A 15,323-nucleotide genomic window follows, 5' to 3' on the forward strand; every position below is an offset into this window, starting at 1 on the left:
CTCGTCCGGCATCTATTGTGAAGCCATGGCCGCCTCAAAGAAGATCTTCGGAATCGTCCTCGCTGGTGGGGAAGGGAAGCGGTTGATGCCGCTGACCGCAGACCGCGCGAAACCGGCCGTACCGTTCGGCGGGCAGTACCGCCTGATCGATTTCGCGCTGTCGAACCTCATCAACTCCGGACTCACCCAGATCGTCGTCCTCACCCAGTACAAGTCCCACAGCCTCGACCGCCACGTCTCGCAGACCTGGCGGTTGTCCGGCCTGCTCGACTCCTATGTCGCGTCCGTGCCGGCGCAGCAGCGTCTCGGGAAGCGCTGGTTCAGCGGATCCGCCGACGCGATCCTGCAGAGCCTCAACCTGATCCGCGACGAGAAGCCCGACATCGTCGTGGTCGTCGGCGCCGACCACGTCTACCGCATGGATTTCGCGCAGATGATCGAGGCGCACATCGCCTCGGGCAAGAAGGCGACGGTCGCCGCGATCCGTCAGCCCATCTCCCTCGCCGACCAGTTCGGCGTCATCGACGTCGACGCGGACGACCCGACGACCATCGCCCGCTTCCTCGAGAAGCCGCTCGACGCACCGGGCCTGCCCGACTCCCCCGGCGAGGTGCTCGCCTCGATGGGCAACTACGTCTTCGACGCCGACGCACTCATGCAGGCGGTCATCGACGACGGCGAGGTGACGAGCTCGAACCACGACATGGGTGGCGACATCGTCCCGTACTTCGTCGATCGCGGCGAGGCCGGCGTCTACGACCTCCAGCGGAACGACGTGCCCGGCTCGACGGATCGCGACCGTTACTACTGGCGCGACGTGGGGACGATCGAGTCGTTCTACGAGGCCCACCAGGACCTCATCTCGACGCTCCCGATCTTCAACCTGTACAACCGCGACTGGCCGATTTTCAGTTCTCAGCTGAACTCGCCGCCGGCGAAGTTCGTGCGGGACGCGAAGGGCAACCTCGGCCAGACCATCGACTCGATCGTCTCCCTCGGTTCGCTGCTGTCCGGTGCCCACATCGAGCGCAGTGTCCTCGGGCCCTGGGCGCTCGTGGAATCCGGCGCCCACGTCTCCGACTCGGTCGTGTTCGACAAGGTCCACATCGAACCGGACGCCGTCGTCAAGCGGGCTATCCTGGACAAGGATGTGGTGGTCACCTCCGGCGCGAGCGTCGGTGTCGACCACGACCGTGACCGCGCTCGCGGCTTCACCGTCACCGAATCCGGTCTCACCGTGGTTGGCAAGGGAGTACGCGTCGTTCCATGAGTACCGAGCGTTCGGCAGTGGCGGATCCCGAGGCAGCACTCCCCCCACAGGCCGGACGAGGCGTCCGGTTCCTCGCGGTCCTCGACGCCGACTCGACGCTCATCGAGAACGAGGTGATCGAGCTGCTCGCCGAGGAGGTCGGCAGCCTCCCCGAGGTCGCCGCCATCACCGAGCGCGCCATGCGCGGTGACCTCGACTTCGCCGACAGCCTCCGGGCCCGGGTCGCGACGCTCGCGGGCCTCCGCGTCGACCGGATCCCGGTGATCGCCGAACGGATCCGGACGACGACCGGCCTGGAGACGCTGATCGGTCGGCTGCATGCGCACGGATCGCGGATCGGTGTCGTGTCCGGCGGGTTCCATGAACTGCTCGACCCGCTCGCCGAGGCACTCGGCCTCGACCATGTGCGGGCGAACCGCCTCGAGACCGCCGACGGTCGGTTGACGGGAGGCCTCAGCGGTCCCATCATCGACGCGGCGGCGAAGGCGGCCGCACTGCAGGAGTGGGCCGACGAGGACGGCGTGCCGTTGGCACGGACGATCGCGATCGGCGACGGAGCCAACGACCTCGAGATGATGGCCGTCGCCGGGCTCTCGGTCGCGTTCAACGCGAAGCCGATCGTCCGCCGCCATGCCGACGTCGTCGCCGGGCGGGTCGACCTCGCCGGCGTCCTGCCGCTCCTCGGGCTCTGATCCGCGCGTCGCGGTCAGCGTCCGAGGTCGGGTTCTGCTCGGTGCGGTGCCGGCCGGGTCAGTGACCCATGCCGAGGCCGCCGTCGACCGGGATCACGGCACCGGAGATGTAGCCCGCGTCGTCACCGGCGATCCACGTGACGACCTTCGCGACCTCGTTCGCACTCGCGAAACGCGCTGCGGGGATGCTCTTCTTGTACTCGGCCTGGGTCTCGGCGGGCAGTTCGGCGGTCATGTCGGTCTCGATGAACCCCGGGGCGATCACGTTCGCCGTGATCCCGCGCGCACCGAGTTCGCGGGTGATGGATCGCGCCATGCCGATGAGGCCGCTCTTCGAGGCCGCATAGTTGACCTGGCCGGCGGACCCGTAGAGACCCACGACGCTGGAGATGAGCACGATGCGTCCGAAGCGTGCCTTGAGCATGCCCTTGGACGCGCGCTTGACGACGCGGAAGGAGCCGCCGAGGTTCGTGTCGACCACTTGGTCGAAGTCGTCTTCGCTCATCCGCATGAGCAGGGTGTCCTTCGTGATGCCCGCATTCGCGACGAGCACCTCGACCGGCCCGAGCTCCGACTCGATCTCGGTGAACGCCGCGTCGACGGAGGCGGCGTCGGTGACGTCCGCGCGGACCGTCAACGTGCCCGCCGGGCCCTCGCCGGATCGTGCGGTGACGGCGACGCGGTGACCCTGCGCGACGAACTCCTCGGCGATGGCGAAGCCGATCCCCCGGTTGCCTCCGGTGACGAGTACGGTGCGTGGTGCGGTCATGGTCGATTCCTCTCCTGCGGCGATACCGGCCGACTCGTGCGGCGGCCGTCGGGGCGCGCGGCGTTCCGGCCGCGGACCCGTACCAGCATATGGGGGTCCTCCGGTTCTCCCGGTGATTTGGGGGCTTCGCCCACCCGCCGAGCGCGTAGGCTGGTCCTGGCATGAAGCAGCAGAGCATCACCTCCCTCCCACCGGCTCCCGAACAAGAGCGCCGGCAGCGGCTCATCAAGTACTCGATCACCATGGGTGTCCGGTTGCTTTGCCTCGCTGCGCTCCCGTTCGTCCAGGGCGGTTGGATGTTCGCGGTCGCAGCCGGTGCCATCTTCCTGCCGTACGTCGCCGTGATCATCGCGAACGCCGGGTCGCTGCCGTCGCAGGGGGCCATCGAGCGCCCCACCGGTGTCGTCGTGTCCCAGCGGCCGATCATCGTCGACGACTCGGTGCCGCCTCGTCCGGCCGACCAGGCATGATCGGGTTCGGTGCCGAGCCCGACGGCGTGATCTGCTCCCGGGCCGGCTGCCGCGCGGCGGCGAGCTGGCGGATCGAGTGGCGCAATCCGAAGATCCACGCGGAGGACCGCGTGAAGGTCTGGACCGCCTGCGACGAACACGTCGATTTCTTGGAGGCCTTCCTCGAAGCCCGCTCCTTCCCGCTCGAGCGGCGTCCGCTGGCGTCGGCGGTCGGCTCATGAGCGCGGGGTGGCGGTTCGCCTTCAGCCGCCGTTGGCTCGGCTACCTCGGCGTCGCGATCGTGTTCGCGATCGTGTGCGTCCTCCTCTCCAACTGGCAGCTCGCCCGGGCGAGCGAGAAGGAGGAGGAGGTCCAGCGCATCGAGACCAACTGGGACGCGACCCCGATCCCGCTCGACGAAGCGCTGCCGTCGCTCGACTCCTTCAGCGTGGCCGACGAATGGCACCCGGTGTCGATGAGCGGTACCTACCTGCCTGACGAGCAGCTGCTGGTGCGGAACCGTCCCCGGAACAACCAGGCGGGTTTCAACGTCCTCACGCCGCTCCGACTTGCCAACGGAGACGTGTTCATCGTCGACCGTGGCTGGGTCGCCGCGAACGATTCACTCGAAGCACCCGAGTCGGTCCCGGCGCCTCCGAGCGGAGAGGTCTCGGTCGTCGTCCGCATCCGACCCGGCGAACCGACGCTCCCGGGCCGCGGGGCCGCCGACGGCCAGGTGGCCACGATCAACCTCCCGCAGATCGCCGAACTCCGCGGCGAGACGCTCTACTCCGGTGCGTACGGCATGCTCCTCTCGGAGAGCCCGGCGCCTGCCGAGGCGGCACCGCTCGGTCCGATCAAGCCCGAGCCGAACGAGGGGATGCACCTCTCGTACGCGCTGCAATGGGTGGTCTTCGCGCTGATGGGCTTCATCTTCCTCGCCTATGCCATCCGTCAGGAGTACCGCATCCTGAACTCCGACGACCCGAAGGAGCAGCGGCGTGCGGCTGCGCGCGCCGAACGGCTCGCCGCGAAAGCGCGGTCCGACGCCGACATCGAGGATGAGATCCTCGAAGCGAGTCGCTGACCCGACTGGCCCGAGCTGTCTACGGACGGGGCGTACCCGGCCCGTGAAGCCCACAGGCCGGGTACGCTCACCCGTTGGCGCTAGGCCAGGCTGACGAGGTCCTGGTAGTCCTTGTTCCAGTGGTCCTCGACCCCGTCGGGCAGGATGAGCACCCGCTCGGGGTTGAGCGCCTCGACGGCGCCCTCATCGTGACTCACGAGCACGACGGCACCCTCGTAGTGGGCGAGCGCGTCGAGGATCTCCAGACGGCTGGCCGGGTCGAGGTTGTTGGTCGGTTCGTCCAGAAGGAGCATGTTCGCGCCCGAGACGACGATCATCGCGAGAGCGAGTCTCGTCTTCTCGCCACCGGACAGCACGCCCGCGAGCTTGTTGGAGTCGTCGCCGGTGAACAGGAACGAGCCGAGGACCTTGCGCGCCTCCATCTCGGTGATGTTCGGCGATGAGGAGACCATGTTCTCGAGCACGCTGCGCTTCACGTCGATCGTCTCGTGCTCCTGCGCGTAGTAGCCGATCCGCAGGCCGTGCCCGGGTTCGAGCTGCCCGGTGTCGGGCTGGTCCACTCCGGCGAGGATCCGCAGCAGGGTCGTCTTGCCCGCACCGTTGAATCCGAGGATGACGACCTTCGAGCCACGGTCGATCGCGAGGTCGACGGCCGTAAAGATCTCGAGCGAGCCGTAGCTCTTCGACAGGTTGCTCGCCATGAGCGGCGTCCGGCCACAGGGCGCCGGGGTCGGGAACCGCAGCTTGGCCACGCGGTCCTGCGCGCGGACCTCCTCGAGCCCGGAGAGCATCCGCTCGGCGCGAGCAACCATCTGGTGGGCTGCGGCCGCCTTGCTGGCCTTCGCGCCGAACTTGGCCGCCTGGAGCTGGAGCGCCGTCGCCTTCTTCTCGACGTTGGTGCGCTCCTTCTTCCGGCGCTCCTCATCGGCCTCGCGCTGACGCTGGTAGTTCTTCCAGTTCATGTTGTAGATGTCGATGACGGTGCGGTTCGCATCGAGGTAGAAGACCCGGTTGACCGTCTCGCCGACGAGCTCGATGTCGTGCGAGATCACGATGAACCCGCCCTTGTACTGCTTGAGGAACTCACGCAGCCAGACGACGGAGTCGGCGTCGAGGTGGTTGGTCGGCTCGTCGAGGATGAGCGTCTCGGCGTCGGAGAAGAGGATGCGCGCGAGTTCGATGCGGCGGCGCTGTCCGCCCGAGAGCGTCTTCAGCTGCTGATCGAGGATGCGGTCGGGCAGGTTCAGGTTCGATGCGATGGAGGCCGCCTCGGCCTCCGCGGCGTACCCGCCGAGCGCGTTGAACCGGTCGGTGAGGTTGCCGTACTTCTTCATGGCGGCCTCCGCCACCTTCGGGTCGTCGCTCGCCATGGCCATGCTCGACTCGTGCATGCCGAGCGCGAGCTGGCCGAGACCACGCGCATCGAGGATGCGGGTGCGGGCGAGGTCCTCCGGGTTGCCGTAGCGCGGGTCCTGCGGCAGGTACCCGATCTCGCCACCGCGATCGATCCTGCCGTTCGTCGGGAGGGTCTCGCCCGCCAGCGTCTTGGTCAGGGTCGTCTTCCCGGCACCGTTACGGCCGACGAGGCCGATCTTGTCGCCGGCGGACACGCGGAAGTTCACGTGCTCCATGAGCACGCGTGCCCCCACGCGGATCTCGAGGTCGTGCACACTCAGCACAGGCATAGTCCATTTCTTCGGGTGCGTTTCGACAACGCGGAGGGTGGGGGTCAGCCTCCCAGTATAAATCGTGAATCCGATGCTCAGCACCGCGGCCGTTCCGGCAGGGTTCCGGCGCGGCCGGACGGGCGTCAACGCAGGGCGGAGATCCGTCCGACCGCCTCGGTGAGGAGCTCGGGTGAGCAGGCCAGGTTGAGTCGTGCGTGGCCGACGCCTCCGGGCCCGAACGGGGCGCCCTCCTGCAGGGCCACGCGCGCCTCGCGCAGGATGCGCCGTGCCGGGGGTTCGGTCCAACCGAGCGCGGTGCAGTCCAGCCAGGCGAGGTACCCGGCGGCAGGCGGTCGGTAGCCGACCTCGGGCAGCTCGGCGCCCAGCAGCTCACCGAGCAGCCGCCGGTTGCCGTCGAGCAACCCGAGGAGCCCGTCCAACCAGGGCTCTCCGGCCTCGAAGGCGGCGACCGAAGCCAGCACACCGAACTGGCCCGTCCGCCAGAACACCTCGACCGGCATCCCAGCGACCACGCTCCGCGGCCCGGGGCCGGCGGTGACCATCACCGCGCACTTCAGGCCGGCGAGGTTCCAGGCCTTGCTCGCCGACAGGACGGCGTACCCGTGTTCGGCGGCCTCGTCGGACACGCTGAGATAGGGGACGAACCGCTCGCCCGGCTGGGTGAGTGGAGCGTGGATCTCATCGCTCACGACGGCGACTCCGTACCGCGTGGCCAGTGCGGCGACCGAGCGGAGTTCGTCGACCGCGTGCGGCCGACCGATCGGGTTGTGCGGGTTGCAGAGCAGGAACGCCTTCGCGCCGTTGCGGAAGGCGGCTTCGAGACCGTCCAGGTCGAGCCGCCAGCCTCCGGCGGGATCGTCGGCGCGGCTGGACCCGAGCAAGGGGACGTCCACCACGACTCCCCCGGCCTCGCTGACGAGGTCGAAGAACGGCGGGTAGACCGGCGAGGTGATCACGACGCCCTCGCCGGGCGAGATGACGCGCCGCAGGATCTCGACGATGCCCATGCTGACGTCGGCGGTGGTGAACACGGAGCCGGGATCCACGTCCCATCCCCATCGTCGCGCTGCGAAGCCGGCGAACGCCTGTGGGAGCCGTGTGCGGCTCGCGACATACCCGGCGTCACCGCGATCGATCGCCGCGTGCAGGGCATCGCGGATCACGGGTGCCAGCGGGACGTCCATCTCGGCCACGAACATGGGCAGGACGTCGTCGGGGTACTCGGACCACTTCTCGCTCGTCCGGCTGCGCAGGACGTCGAGGGGGTCAGCGGACACGATCTCGGTCATGCCTCGACCCTATCCGGGATCAGCCGGACGACGCTGCCGGGAACAGGACGACGGACGGCTGCACTGCAGCCGTCCGTCGTCGTGGAGGTTCGATCAGATCGAGAAGCCGAGGGCACGCATCATGTCGCGCCCGTCGTCGGTGATGCGCTCCGGGCCCCACGGCGGCATCCACACCCAGTTGATGCGGAAGGCGTCGACGATGCCGTCGAGCGCTTGACCCGTCTGCTCCTCGAGGACGTCCGTGAGCGGACATCCGGCGGAGGTCAGGGTCATGTGGATGATGAGCGCGTCGTTCTCGTCATCCCAACCCAGGTCGTAGATGAGACCGAGGTCGACCACGTTCACCCCGAGCTCGGGGTCCATGACGTCCTTGAGCGCCTCTTCGACCTCGTCGAATCGTTGCGGACTGAGCGTTGTTACCATGTCGTTATCTTAGACCGCTCGCGCGGCTTCAGGCACCTTCCGGGGCGACGACGGCGTCGACGAGGAAACGGTCGTAGCCTTCGTTCTCGAGTCGGTCGGCGAGCTCGGGACCGCCCTGCTCAGCGATCTTGCCGGCGACGAAGACGTGCACGAAGTCGGGCTTGATGTAGCGGAGGATCCGCGTGTAGTGCGTGATGAGCAGGACGCCGAGGCCCGTGTTCTCCTTGGCGCGGTTGACGCCCTCGGACACGATCTTGAGGGCGTCGACGTCGAGGCCGGAGTCGGTCTCGTCGAGGACTGCGAACTGCGGCTTCAGCAGTTCGAGCTGGAGGATCTCGTGACGCTTCTTCTCGCCACCGGAGAAGCCCTCGTTGACGTTGCGCTCGGCGAAGGCAGGCTCCATGCGCAGGTTCTTCATCGAATCGCGGACGTCCTTGATCCAGCCGCGGATCGCGGGCGCCTCGCCGTCGACGGCGGTCTTCGCCGTACGGAGGAAGTTCGTGACCGTGACACCGGGGATCTCGACGGGGTACTGCATCGCGAGGAAGAGTCCGGCACGGGCGCGCTCGTCGACGCTCATCGCGAGGACGTCCTCACCGTCCAGCGTGATGGATCCGCTGTCGACGGTGTACTTCGGGTGGCCGGCGATCGTGTACGCGAGCGTGGACTTGCCCGAACCGTTCGGACCCATGATCGCGTGCGTTTCGCCCGTGCGGATGGTGAGGTCGACGCCACGCAGGATCGGCTTGGTGCCCTGCTCGGTTTCGACGCTGACGTGCAGGTCGCGGATTTCGAGGACTGACATGGTGCTAGATCTCTTTCGTTGCGGTCGGGTCGATGTAGATGTCGCCGTCGATGAGCTCGACGGTGTAGACGGGGACCGGCTCGTAGGCCGGAAGGGTGAGCGGCTTGCCCGTCGTGAGCGAGAACTGCGAGCCGTGTGCCCAGCATTCGAGGTTGCCGTCCTCGACGAAGCCTTCGGACAGCGAGATGTCGCCGTGGGTGCAGACGTCGCCGATCGCGAACAGTTCGTCCGACGCGTCGCGCACGAGGGCGATCGGCACGCCGTCCACCACGACCCGCTTGGCCTGGTTGACGGCGAGCTCGTCGAACGAGCACACCTTCGTCGCCATCAGTGCTGCGCTCCGCCGGTGCCCTGTCCGTCGGCACCGAGCAGTTCGGCCTCGATGGCCGCCGAGAGTCGCTCCTGCAGCTCGGTGTCGCCGATCTGCTGGATGATCTCCACGAGGAAGCCGCGGACGACGAGCCGTCGTGCCTCGTCCTCAGGGATGCCTCGAGCCTGCAGGTAGAAGAGCTGCTCGTCGTCGAAGCGTCCGGTCGCGCTCGCGTGACCGGCACCGGCGATGTCGCCGGTCTCGATCTCGAGGTTCGGCACGGAGTCGGCACGGGTGCCGTCGGAGAGGACCAGGTTGCGGTTCTGCTCGTAGCTGTCGGTGCCGACGGCACGGTTGCTGATGAGGACGTCGCCGATCCACACGGACCGCGCACCCTCGCCCTGCAGTGCGCCCTTGTAGGTCACGCGCCCGCGGGTGTTCGGTGCGTCGTGGTGCATGTAGACCTGCTGCTCGAGGTGCTGACCCGCGTCGGAGAAGTACACGCCGAGCGAGTCGAGGTCCGAGCCCTGACCGGCGAGGTGCAGGGTCGGGTTCACCCGGACGACCTTGCCGCCGAGCGACACCACGACGTGCTTGAGGTGGGCGTCGCGACCGATGGACGCGAAGTGGCTGGCGAGGTGCACGGCGTCGTCGTCCCACCACTGCACGGTCACGACGGTCACGTCGGCCTGTTCGCCGACGATGATCTCGACGTTCTCGGTGAGGCGGGCGTCGCCCGCGTTCTCGATGATGATGAGGCCGCGGCTGAAAGGCGCGGCGGTGATGACGGTGTGCGCAGCGCGGGCGCCGTCGCCGAGCCCGCTCCGCTCGAGGCGCAGGGTCTTGGACTCCTCACCCGTGACCGAGATCGCCAGCGCCTGGTCGAAGCTCGACCAGGCGTTCGCGGAGGCGCGCTCCTCCGGCACGCCGGCGGAGCCGACGCGGGCGTCGTCGCGACTGATCCACTCGACGCTGAATCCGTCGACGTCGTCGTGCGCGATCGGGGTGGGCGAGCCGTCGAGCTCCCCCGCGGTGAGGTTGGTGAACTGCGCGACCGGGCTGAGCTTCCAGACCGCCTCGCGTCCCGTCACCGCTGGGAAGTCGGCGACATCATAGGAGCTGAAGCGCTCCGATCGGGTCTGCACCGGGATGACGCGTCCTGCGCCGTCGCTGTGTGCCGTGATGCCGTGCTGTCCTTCGGTCTGAGTCGGTGCTGCAGTCGTCATTAACCGACGGATCCTTCCATGCCCATCTCGATGAGCTTGTTGAGTTCGAGTGCGTACTCCATGGGCAGTTCGCGGGCGATCGGCTCGATGAAGCCGCGGACGATCATCGCCATGGCCTCGTCTTCCGGCATGCCGCGGCTCATGAGGTAGAAGAGCTGCTCCTCGCTGACCTTGGAGACCGTCGCCTCGTGTCCGAGCTGGACGTCGTCCACACGGATGTCGATCGCCGGGTACGTGTCGCTGCGGGAGATGGTGTCGACCAGGAGCGCGTCGCAGCGCACGGTGTTGGCCGAGTGATGGGCGTTGGCGTCCACCCGGACCTCGCCGCGGTACCCTGCGCGTCCGCCGCCTCGGGCGATCGACTTGGAGACGATGGACGACTGCGTGTACGGAGCCATGTGGATCATCTTCGCGCCGGCGTCCTGGTGCTGGCCGGGACCGGCGAACGCGACGGACAGGGTCTCGCCCTTGGCGTGCTCGCCCATGAGGTAGATGGACGGGTACTTCATCGTGACCTTGGATCCGATGTTGCCGTCGATCCACTCCATGGTCGCGCCTTCGGCGGCCGTGGCGCGCTTCGTGACCAGGTTGTAGACGTTGTTCGACCAGTTCTGGATCGTCGTGTAGCGGACGCGGGCGTTCTTCTTGACGATGATCTCGACGACCGCGGAGTGCAGCGAGTCGGACTTGTAGATCGGCGCGGTGCAGCCCTCGATGTAGTGCACGTAGCTGCCCTCGTCGGCGATGATCAGCGTGCGCTCGAACTGACCCATGTTCTCGGTGTTGATCCGGAAGTAGGCCTGCAGCGGGATCTCGACGTGCACGCCGGGCGGCACGTAGACGAAGGAGCCACCCGACCACACGGCGGTGTTCAGCGCGGCGAACTTGTTGTCGCCGGACGGGATGACCGTGCCGAAGTACTCCTCGAAGAACTCGGGGTGCTCGCGCAACGCGGTGTCGGTGTCCATGAAGATGACACCCTGCGCTTCGAGCTCCTCGTTGATCTGGTGGTAGACCACCTCGGACTCGTACTGCGCGGCGACGCCGGAGACGAGGCGCTGGCGCTCCGCCTCGGGGATGCCGAGCTTCTCGTAGGTGTTCTTGATGTCGTCCGGCAGGTCCTCCCAGGTCTGAGCCTGCTTCTCGGTGGAGCGGACGAAGTACTTGATGTTCTCGAAGTCGATCTCGGAGAGGTCGGCGCCCCACGTCGGCATGGGCTTGCGCTCGAACAGCTGCAGGGCCTTGAGGCGGCGCTGCAGCATCCAGTCCGGTTCGTTCTTCAGTGCGGAGATGTCGGCCACGACCTCGGTGGAGATGCCGCGGCGCGCTGAAGCGCCGGCGACGTCGCCGTCGTGCCATCCGAACTCGTATTGGCCGAGTCCGGCGAGCTCCGGGCGATCGATCAGGATGTCTGACATGTGTCCCTCTTTCCTCCCTGGAGACAACCACCGGCTGGAGGTCGTCATTCCCTCCCATGGCACGCGCCTGATCGGAGCGGATTGGGGAGGGGATGTGCGGGCGGCTTCTTCGCGAACCTACAATGTTCATGAACCATGGCGCTTCTCGCGCGCACCGTGAACCTCATAATCCTACAGCTTCCTGTGGGTTGTGGGTGAGGACGGTGGATACGGCAGCCGTGGCCACCGCGAACCGAAGGATCGACCCCGTGTCACACCACTCCAAGACCGCCGGTCGACCGACGCCGGCACCGTCCCTTCCCGACCGGGTGCGGGCCACCCGGTTCTGGCAGTGGTTGCCGACGACGATCGACAAGCGCGTACGGGTCGTCGCCTGGCTCTCGTTCGCCTTCCAGCTCGTCCTCATCGGGACCGGGGGCGCCGTGCGTCTGACGGCCTCCGGGCTCGGGTGCCCGACGTGGCCGCGCTGCACGGACGACTCCTTCGTCAACACGCCGGAGATGGGCATCCACGGGTTCATCGAGTTCGGCAACCGACTCCTCACCTTCGTCCTCGCGGCCATCGTGATCGCCGCGTTCCTCGCGGTGATCCGCATGCGTCGGCAGCGCCCCGACCTCTTCCGGCTGACCCTGCTCCAGGGCCTGTCGATCCCCGCGCAGGCGGTCCTCGGCGGCATCACCGTCCTCACCGGGCTGAACCCGTACGTGGTCGGGCTCCACTTCGTCATCTCGATCGTCCTGGTCGCCCTCGCGACGATGCTCGTCCATCGGGTCTACCGCGGCCCCCGTGGTGCGGTGAAGGTCATGCCCGGCTGGTACCTCGGCGTCGTCCACCTGACGAGCCTCTTCGTCGCCGTCACCGTCGTGTTCGGCATCCTGACGACGGGCTCGGGCCCGCACGCCGGCGACAACTCGAAGGAGGTGCCGGCGCCGCGCAACGGGTTCGACCCCGAGTTCCTCCAGCATCTCCACAGCTGGCCCGCCTACGCGACGCTCGCTGGCACCATCGTGCTGCTCGTCGGCGCGATCGCGCTCGGTGCCCGCCGCGGGTCGCGCGGGGTGCGCGCCGCGGTCTCCACCCTGCTGGCGGTCGAAGTGGTGCAGATCATCGTGGGGCTCACCCAGGCCCGCCTCGGACTCCCCGAGGTGCTCGTGGGGCTGCACATGGTGCTCGCCGGGCTGCTCGTCGCCGCGATGACCTGGGTCGTGCTGCAGCAGCGGATCCCGGTCCGGACCGCGTCACGCGTCGAGGAGTCGGCATCGCTCAGCGTCTCGCGCTGACGGCTCAGACGCTCTCCCGCTGACGGCTCAGCGCGCCTGCTGAGGGCTCACTGCGACTGCTGACGGCTCAGAGCATCCCGACAGCGGTCACCCGGACGACCGCGGTCCCGGTCTCGTCGGAGGCGTCGAGATCGATGACCGCGCTGATCCCCCAGTCATGGTCGCCGGCCGGATCGGCGAACACCTGACGCACCCGCCAGACACCGCCCGTGTCGCCGACGGGGCGCTCGTCCTCGTCGTCGACGACCAGCAGCGCCGGGCTCCGTGCTGCAGCGCCGGTCGGGAGTTCACCGTGCTCCTCGAAGTACGGATCCATGGCGTCCGCCCAAGTGTCGGCGTCGAATCCAGCCGACGAGTCGAGCTCGCCGAGCGCGTCGTAGCGCTCCAGCGACGCGAGCTGGACCCGGCGGAAGAGTTCGTTCCGGACGAGGACGGTGAACGCCCGGCGGTTGGCGAGGACGCTCCGTGGCGCGGGTGGGAGTGACCGACTCGCCTCCGCATGGCGTTCGGGGTCCGGGTGGGACAGTTCCTCCCATTCGTCGAGCAGACTCGAGTCGACCTGTCGGACGAGTTCTCCGAGCCACTCGATGAGGTCCTGGAGCTCCTCGTCCTTGAACTCGTCCGGCACGCTCTGCCGGATCGCCCGGAAAGCGTCGGAGAGGTACCGCAGGACGAGCCCCTCGGACCTCGAGAGGCTGTAGAACGAGACGAACTCGCTGAAGTTCAGTGCGCGCTCGATGAAGTCGCGGACGACCGCCTTCGGACGGAGCTCGAGGTCGAGTGCCCACGGCTGCGCGGCGGTGTAGCTCGTGAACGCCGCCTCGAGGAGTTCCGCCAGCGGTCTCGGATGGGTGACCGCCTCGAGGAGCTCCATGCGCTGGTCGTACTCGATCCCCTCGGCCTTCATCGCCTGCACGGCCTCGCCCCTGGCGAGGTGCTGTTGGGCCATGACGATCTGGCGGGGATCGTCGAGCGTCGACTCGACGACCGAGATGACGTCGAGGGCGAAGCCAGGCTCCGCGGGGTCCAACAGCTCGAACGCGGCGAGGGCGAAGGGCGACAGCGGAGCGTTGAGCGCGAAGTTCGGCTGCAGTTCGACCGTGAGGCCGATGACGACCTCACCCGTCGCGGGGTCGATCGTCTGGGTGATCACCCCTGCCGTACGGAGGGTGCGGTAGATCTCGAGCGCGCGCCTGGCCAGGGCGAAGCGTCTCGCCCGAGGCTCGTGGTTGTCGAAGACGAGGGAGCGGATGGTGCCGAAGCTGTCGCCGCCGCGTGCGATGACGCTGAGCATCATCGCGTGGGTGAGCTGCATGTGGCTGGTCAGCGTCTCAGGCTCGGCCGCGACGAGGCGCTGGAAGCTCGGCTCCCCCCAGGACACGAACCCCTCCGGCGCCTTCTTCCGGATGATCTTCCGGCGCTTCTTCGGGTCGTCGCCGGCCTTCTCGATGAGCTTGAGGTTCTCGGTCTCGTGCTCGGGGGCCTGGACGACGACGGTGCCCGCGGTGTCGTAGCCGGCCCGACCCGCACGACCGGCGATCTGGTGGAACTCCCGGGCGTTCACCTGGCGCATCTTCGTGCCGTCGTACTTCGTGAGCGCCGTGAACAGGACCGTGCGGATCGGGACGTTGATCCCGACGCCGAGGGTGTCCGTCCCGCAGATGACGCGGAGGAGACCACGTTGGGCCAGCTGCTCCACGAGGCGTCGGTACTTCGGCAGCATGCCGGCGTGGTGCACGCCGATCCCGCTGCGGACGAGCCGGGACAGCGTCGCGCCGAACGCGGTGCTGAACCGGAAGTCGCCGATGGCGTCGGCGATCTCGTCGCGTTGCTCGCGGGTGACGACCTTGAGGCTGGTCAACGCCTGTGCCCGCTCGAGTGCCGCCGCCTGCGCGAAGTGGACGATGTAGATCGGAGCCTGTCCCGTGTGGAGGAGGTCTTCCACGGTCTCGTGGATCGGTGTGGTCGCGTAGGAGAAGTGGAGCGGCACCGGTCGTTCGACGCCGGTCACGATGGCGGTCTCACGGCCGGTCCGGCGCTCGAGGTCGCGCGCGAGGTCGCCGACGTCGCCGAGGGTCGCGGACATGAGGATGAACTGTGTGTCCGGGAGGGTGAGGAGCGGCACCTGCCACGCCCACCCGCGGTCGGGGTCGGCGTAGAAGTGGAACTCGTCCATCACGACCTGGTCGATGCCGGCGTCCTCGCCGTGCCGGAGCGCCAGGTTGGCGACGATCTCCGCGGTGCAGCAGACGATCGGTGCGTCGGCGTTCACCGAGGAGTCCCCGGTGACCATCCCGACGTTCTCCGCGCCGAACATCTCGACGAGCGCGAAGAACTTCTCGCTCACGAGCGCCTTGATGGGCGCCGTGTAGTAGCTGCGGCGACCGGAGCTCAGCGCCGCGAAATGTGCGCCGGCGGCGACGAGGCTCTTGCCGGTGCCCGTCGGCGTGGAGAGGATGACGTTGGCGCCGTCGACGATGCCGATGAGCGCCTCCTCCTGCGCCGGGTACAGGCTGAGTCCCCCGGCCTCGGCCCAGGAGACGAACCGATCGAAGACGATGTCGGGGCTCTCCCCCGTCGCAGCGATCAGCCGGCCGCGTTCCGCTGCGTCAGCCAC

15 protein-coding genes are annotated in these 15,323 nt (G+C 68.0%); 6 read left to right on the forward strand and 9 right to left on the reverse strand.

What is annotated here, in order from left to right; all coding sequences use genetic code 11:
• Nucleotides 1-25: 25 nt before the first annotated feature.
• A complete protein-coding gene (locus tag CCK91_RS05500; RefSeq protein ID WP_064296946.1) occupies nt 26-1,270 on the forward strand; it encodes a glucose-1-phosphate adenylyltransferase in 1,245 nt (414 codons plus the stop codon).
• Nucleotides 1,267-1,962, forward strand: coding sequence for a phosphoserine phosphatase SerB (gene serB, locus CCK91_RS05505; protein ID WP_086473254.1), 696 nt, complete (start codon nt 1,267-1,269; stop codon nt 1,960-1,962). Before CCK91_RS05500 ends, serB begins: the two co-directional genes overlap by 4 nt.
• Before the next feature lie 58 nt (nt 1,963-2,020).
• Here serB and fabG read toward each other — a convergent pair whose 3' ends face one another.
• On the reverse strand, nt 2,021-2,731 hold the full coding sequence (fabG, locus tag CCK91_RS05510; RefSeq protein ID WP_079705970.1) for a 3-oxoacyl-ACP reductase FabG: 711 nt from the start codon (nt 2,729-2,731) through the stop codon (nt 2,021-2,023).
• Between the two features lie 161 nt (nt 2,732-2,892).
• On the opposite strand from fabG, the gene CCK91_RS05515 reads away from it, so the two are divergent.
• From CCK91_RS05515 to CCK91_RS05525, 3 genes are read left to right on the forward strand one after another with little or no spacing between them, the layout of a single operon-like run.
• Nucleotides 2,893-3,201: a DUF3099 domain-containing protein gene (locus CCK91_RS05515; protein ID WP_086473255.1), complete on the forward strand. Its 309-nt coding sequence runs from the start codon at nt 2,893-2,895 to the stop codon at nt 3,199-3,201.
• Nucleotides 3,198-3,422, forward strand: coding sequence for a hypothetical protein (locus tag CCK91_RS05520; RefSeq protein WP_079705968.1), 225 nt, complete (start codon nt 3,198-3,200; stop codon nt 3,420-3,422). The genes CCK91_RS05515 and CCK91_RS05520 overlap by 4 nt, the downstream gene beginning before the upstream one ends.
• A complete protein-coding gene (locus CCK91_RS05525) occupies nt 3,419-4,267 on the forward strand; it encodes an SURF1 family cytochrome oxidase biogenesis protein (RefSeq protein ID WP_085510918.1) in 849 nt (282 codons plus the stop codon). The genes CCK91_RS05520 and CCK91_RS05525 overlap by 4 nt, the downstream gene beginning before the upstream one ends.
• A gap of 80 nt (nt 4,268-4,347) precedes the next feature.
• Here CCK91_RS05525 and CCK91_RS05530 read toward each other — a convergent pair whose 3' ends face one another.
• From CCK91_RS05530 to sufB, 7 genes are all read right to left on the reverse strand, one after another.
• The gene (locus CCK91_RS05530; RefSeq protein ID WP_086473256.1) at nt 4,348-5,946 is read right to left on the reverse strand and encodes an ABC-F family ATP-binding cassette domain-containing protein; all 1,599 of its coding nucleotides are present in this window, start codon (nt 5,944-5,946) and stop codon (nt 4,348-4,350) included.
• A 131-nt stretch (nt 5,947-6,077) separates the two neighbouring features.
• The gene (locus CCK91_RS05535; protein ID WP_086473257.1) at nt 6,078-7,244 is read right to left on the reverse strand and encodes a MalY/PatB family protein; all 1,167 of its coding nucleotides are present in this window, start codon (nt 7,242-7,244) and stop codon (nt 6,078-6,080) included.
• Between the two features lie 93 nt (nt 7,245-7,337).
• Nucleotides 7,338-7,667 carry a metal-sulfur cluster assembly factor gene (locus CCK91_RS05540; protein WP_056005622.1) on the reverse strand — a complete coding sequence of 110 codons (330 nt, stop codon included), beginning with the start codon at nt 7,665-7,667 and terminating at the stop codon, nt 7,338-7,340.
• A 28-nt stretch (nt 7,668-7,695) separates the two neighbouring features.
• Nucleotides 7,696-8,472, reverse strand: a complete 777-nt coding sequence (sufC, locus tag CCK91_RS05545) for a Fe-S cluster assembly ATPase SufC (RefSeq protein WP_086473258.1) — start codon at nt 8,470-8,472, stop codon at nt 7,696-7,698.
• Nucleotides 8,473-8,476: 4 nt separating this feature from the next.
• Nucleotides 8,477-8,800, reverse strand: a complete 324-nt coding sequence (locus CCK91_RS05550; protein ID WP_064296937.1) for a non-heme iron oxygenase ferredoxin subunit — start codon at nt 8,798-8,800, stop codon at nt 8,477-8,479.
• Entirely contained in the window at nt 8,800-10,008 is a 1,209-nt protein-coding gene (gene sufD / locus CCK91_RS05555; protein ID WP_086473260.1) for a Fe-S cluster assembly protein SufD, read from the reverse strand. The genes CCK91_RS05550 and sufD overlap by 1 nt, the downstream gene beginning before the upstream one ends.
• Complete coding sequence (gene sufB / locus CCK91_RS05560) at nt 10,008-11,426, reverse strand: Fe-S cluster assembly protein SufB (RefSeq protein WP_079705963.1); 1,419 nt, start codon at nt 11,424-11,426, stop codon at nt 10,008-10,010. The genes sufD and sufB overlap by 1 nt, the downstream gene beginning before the upstream one ends.
• 308 nt (nt 11,427-11,734) lie before the next feature.
• Here sufB and CCK91_RS05565 point away from each other — a divergent pair, with 308 nt between their 5' ends.
• On the forward strand, nt 11,735-12,706 hold the full coding sequence (locus CCK91_RS05565) for a COX15/CtaA family protein (RefSeq protein WP_369821883.1): 972 nt from the start codon (nt 11,735-11,737) through the stop codon (nt 12,704-12,706).
• 67 nt (nt 12,707-12,773) lie between these two features.
• On the opposite strand, the gene CCK91_RS05570 is transcribed toward CCK91_RS05565, so the two are convergent.
• Nucleotides 12,774-15,323, reverse strand: a complete 2,550-nt coding sequence (locus CCK91_RS05570) for a DEAD/DEAH box helicase (RefSeq protein WP_086473261.1) — start codon at nt 15,321-15,323, stop codon at nt 12,774-12,776.

Origin of the sequence: Plantibacter elymi (nom. nud.) (genome assembly GCF_900177795.1) — a bacterium.
GTDB lineage: Bacteria > Actinomycetota > Actinomycetes > Actinomycetales > Microbacteriaceae > Plantibacter > Plantibacter elymi.

What these genes read in the sequence shown, in the direction of transcription:
- CCK91_RS05500 (WP_064296946.1), top strand. Translation starts at nt 26, where the DNA reads ATGGCCGCCTCAAAGAAGATCTTCGGAATCGTCCTCGCTGGTGGGGAA.
- CCK91_RS05525 (WP_085510918.1), top strand. Translation starts at nt 3,419, where the DNA reads ATGAGCGCGGGGTGGCGGTTCGCCTTCAGCCGCCGTTGGCTCGGCTAC.
- serB (WP_086473254.1), top strand. Translation starts at nt 1,267, where the DNA reads ATGAGTACCGAGCGTTCGGCAGTGGCGGATCCCGAGGCAGCACTCCCC.
- sufB (WP_079705963.1), bottom strand. Translation starts at nt 11,426, where the DNA reads ATGTCAGACATCCTGATCGATCGCCCGGAGCTCGCCGGACTCGGCCAA.
- fabG (WP_079705970.1), bottom strand. Translation starts at nt 2,731, where the DNA reads ATGACCGCACCACGCACCGTACTCGTCACCGGAGGCAACCGGGGGATC.
- CCK91_RS05540 (WP_056005622.1), bottom strand. Translation starts at nt 7,667, where the DNA reads ATGGTAACAACGCTCAGTCCGCAACGATTCGACGAGGTCGAAGAGGCG.
- CCK91_RS05520 (WP_079705968.1), top strand. Translation starts at nt 3,198, where the DNA reads ATGATCGGGTTCGGTGCCGAGCCCGACGGCGTGATCTGCTCCCGGGCC.
- CCK91_RS05515 (WP_086473255.1), top strand. Translation starts at nt 2,893, where the DNA reads ATGAAGCAGCAGAGCATCACCTCCCTCCCACCGGCTCCCGAACAAGAG.
- CCK91_RS05535 (WP_086473257.1), bottom strand. Translation starts at nt 7,244, where the DNA reads ATGACCGAGATCGTGTCCGCTGACCCCCTCGACGTCCTGCGCAGCCGG.
- CCK91_RS05550 (WP_064296937.1), bottom strand. Translation starts at nt 8,800, where the DNA reads ATGGCGACGAAGGTGTGCTCGTTCGACGAGCTCGCCGTCAACCAGGCC.
- sufD (WP_086473260.1), bottom strand. Translation starts at nt 10,008, where the DNA reads ATGACGACTGCAGCACCGACTCAGACCGAAGGACAGCACGGCATCACG.
- sufC (WP_086473258.1), bottom strand. Translation starts at nt 8,472, where the DNA reads ATGTCAGTCCTCGAAATCCGCGACCTGCACGTCAGCGTCGAAACCGAG.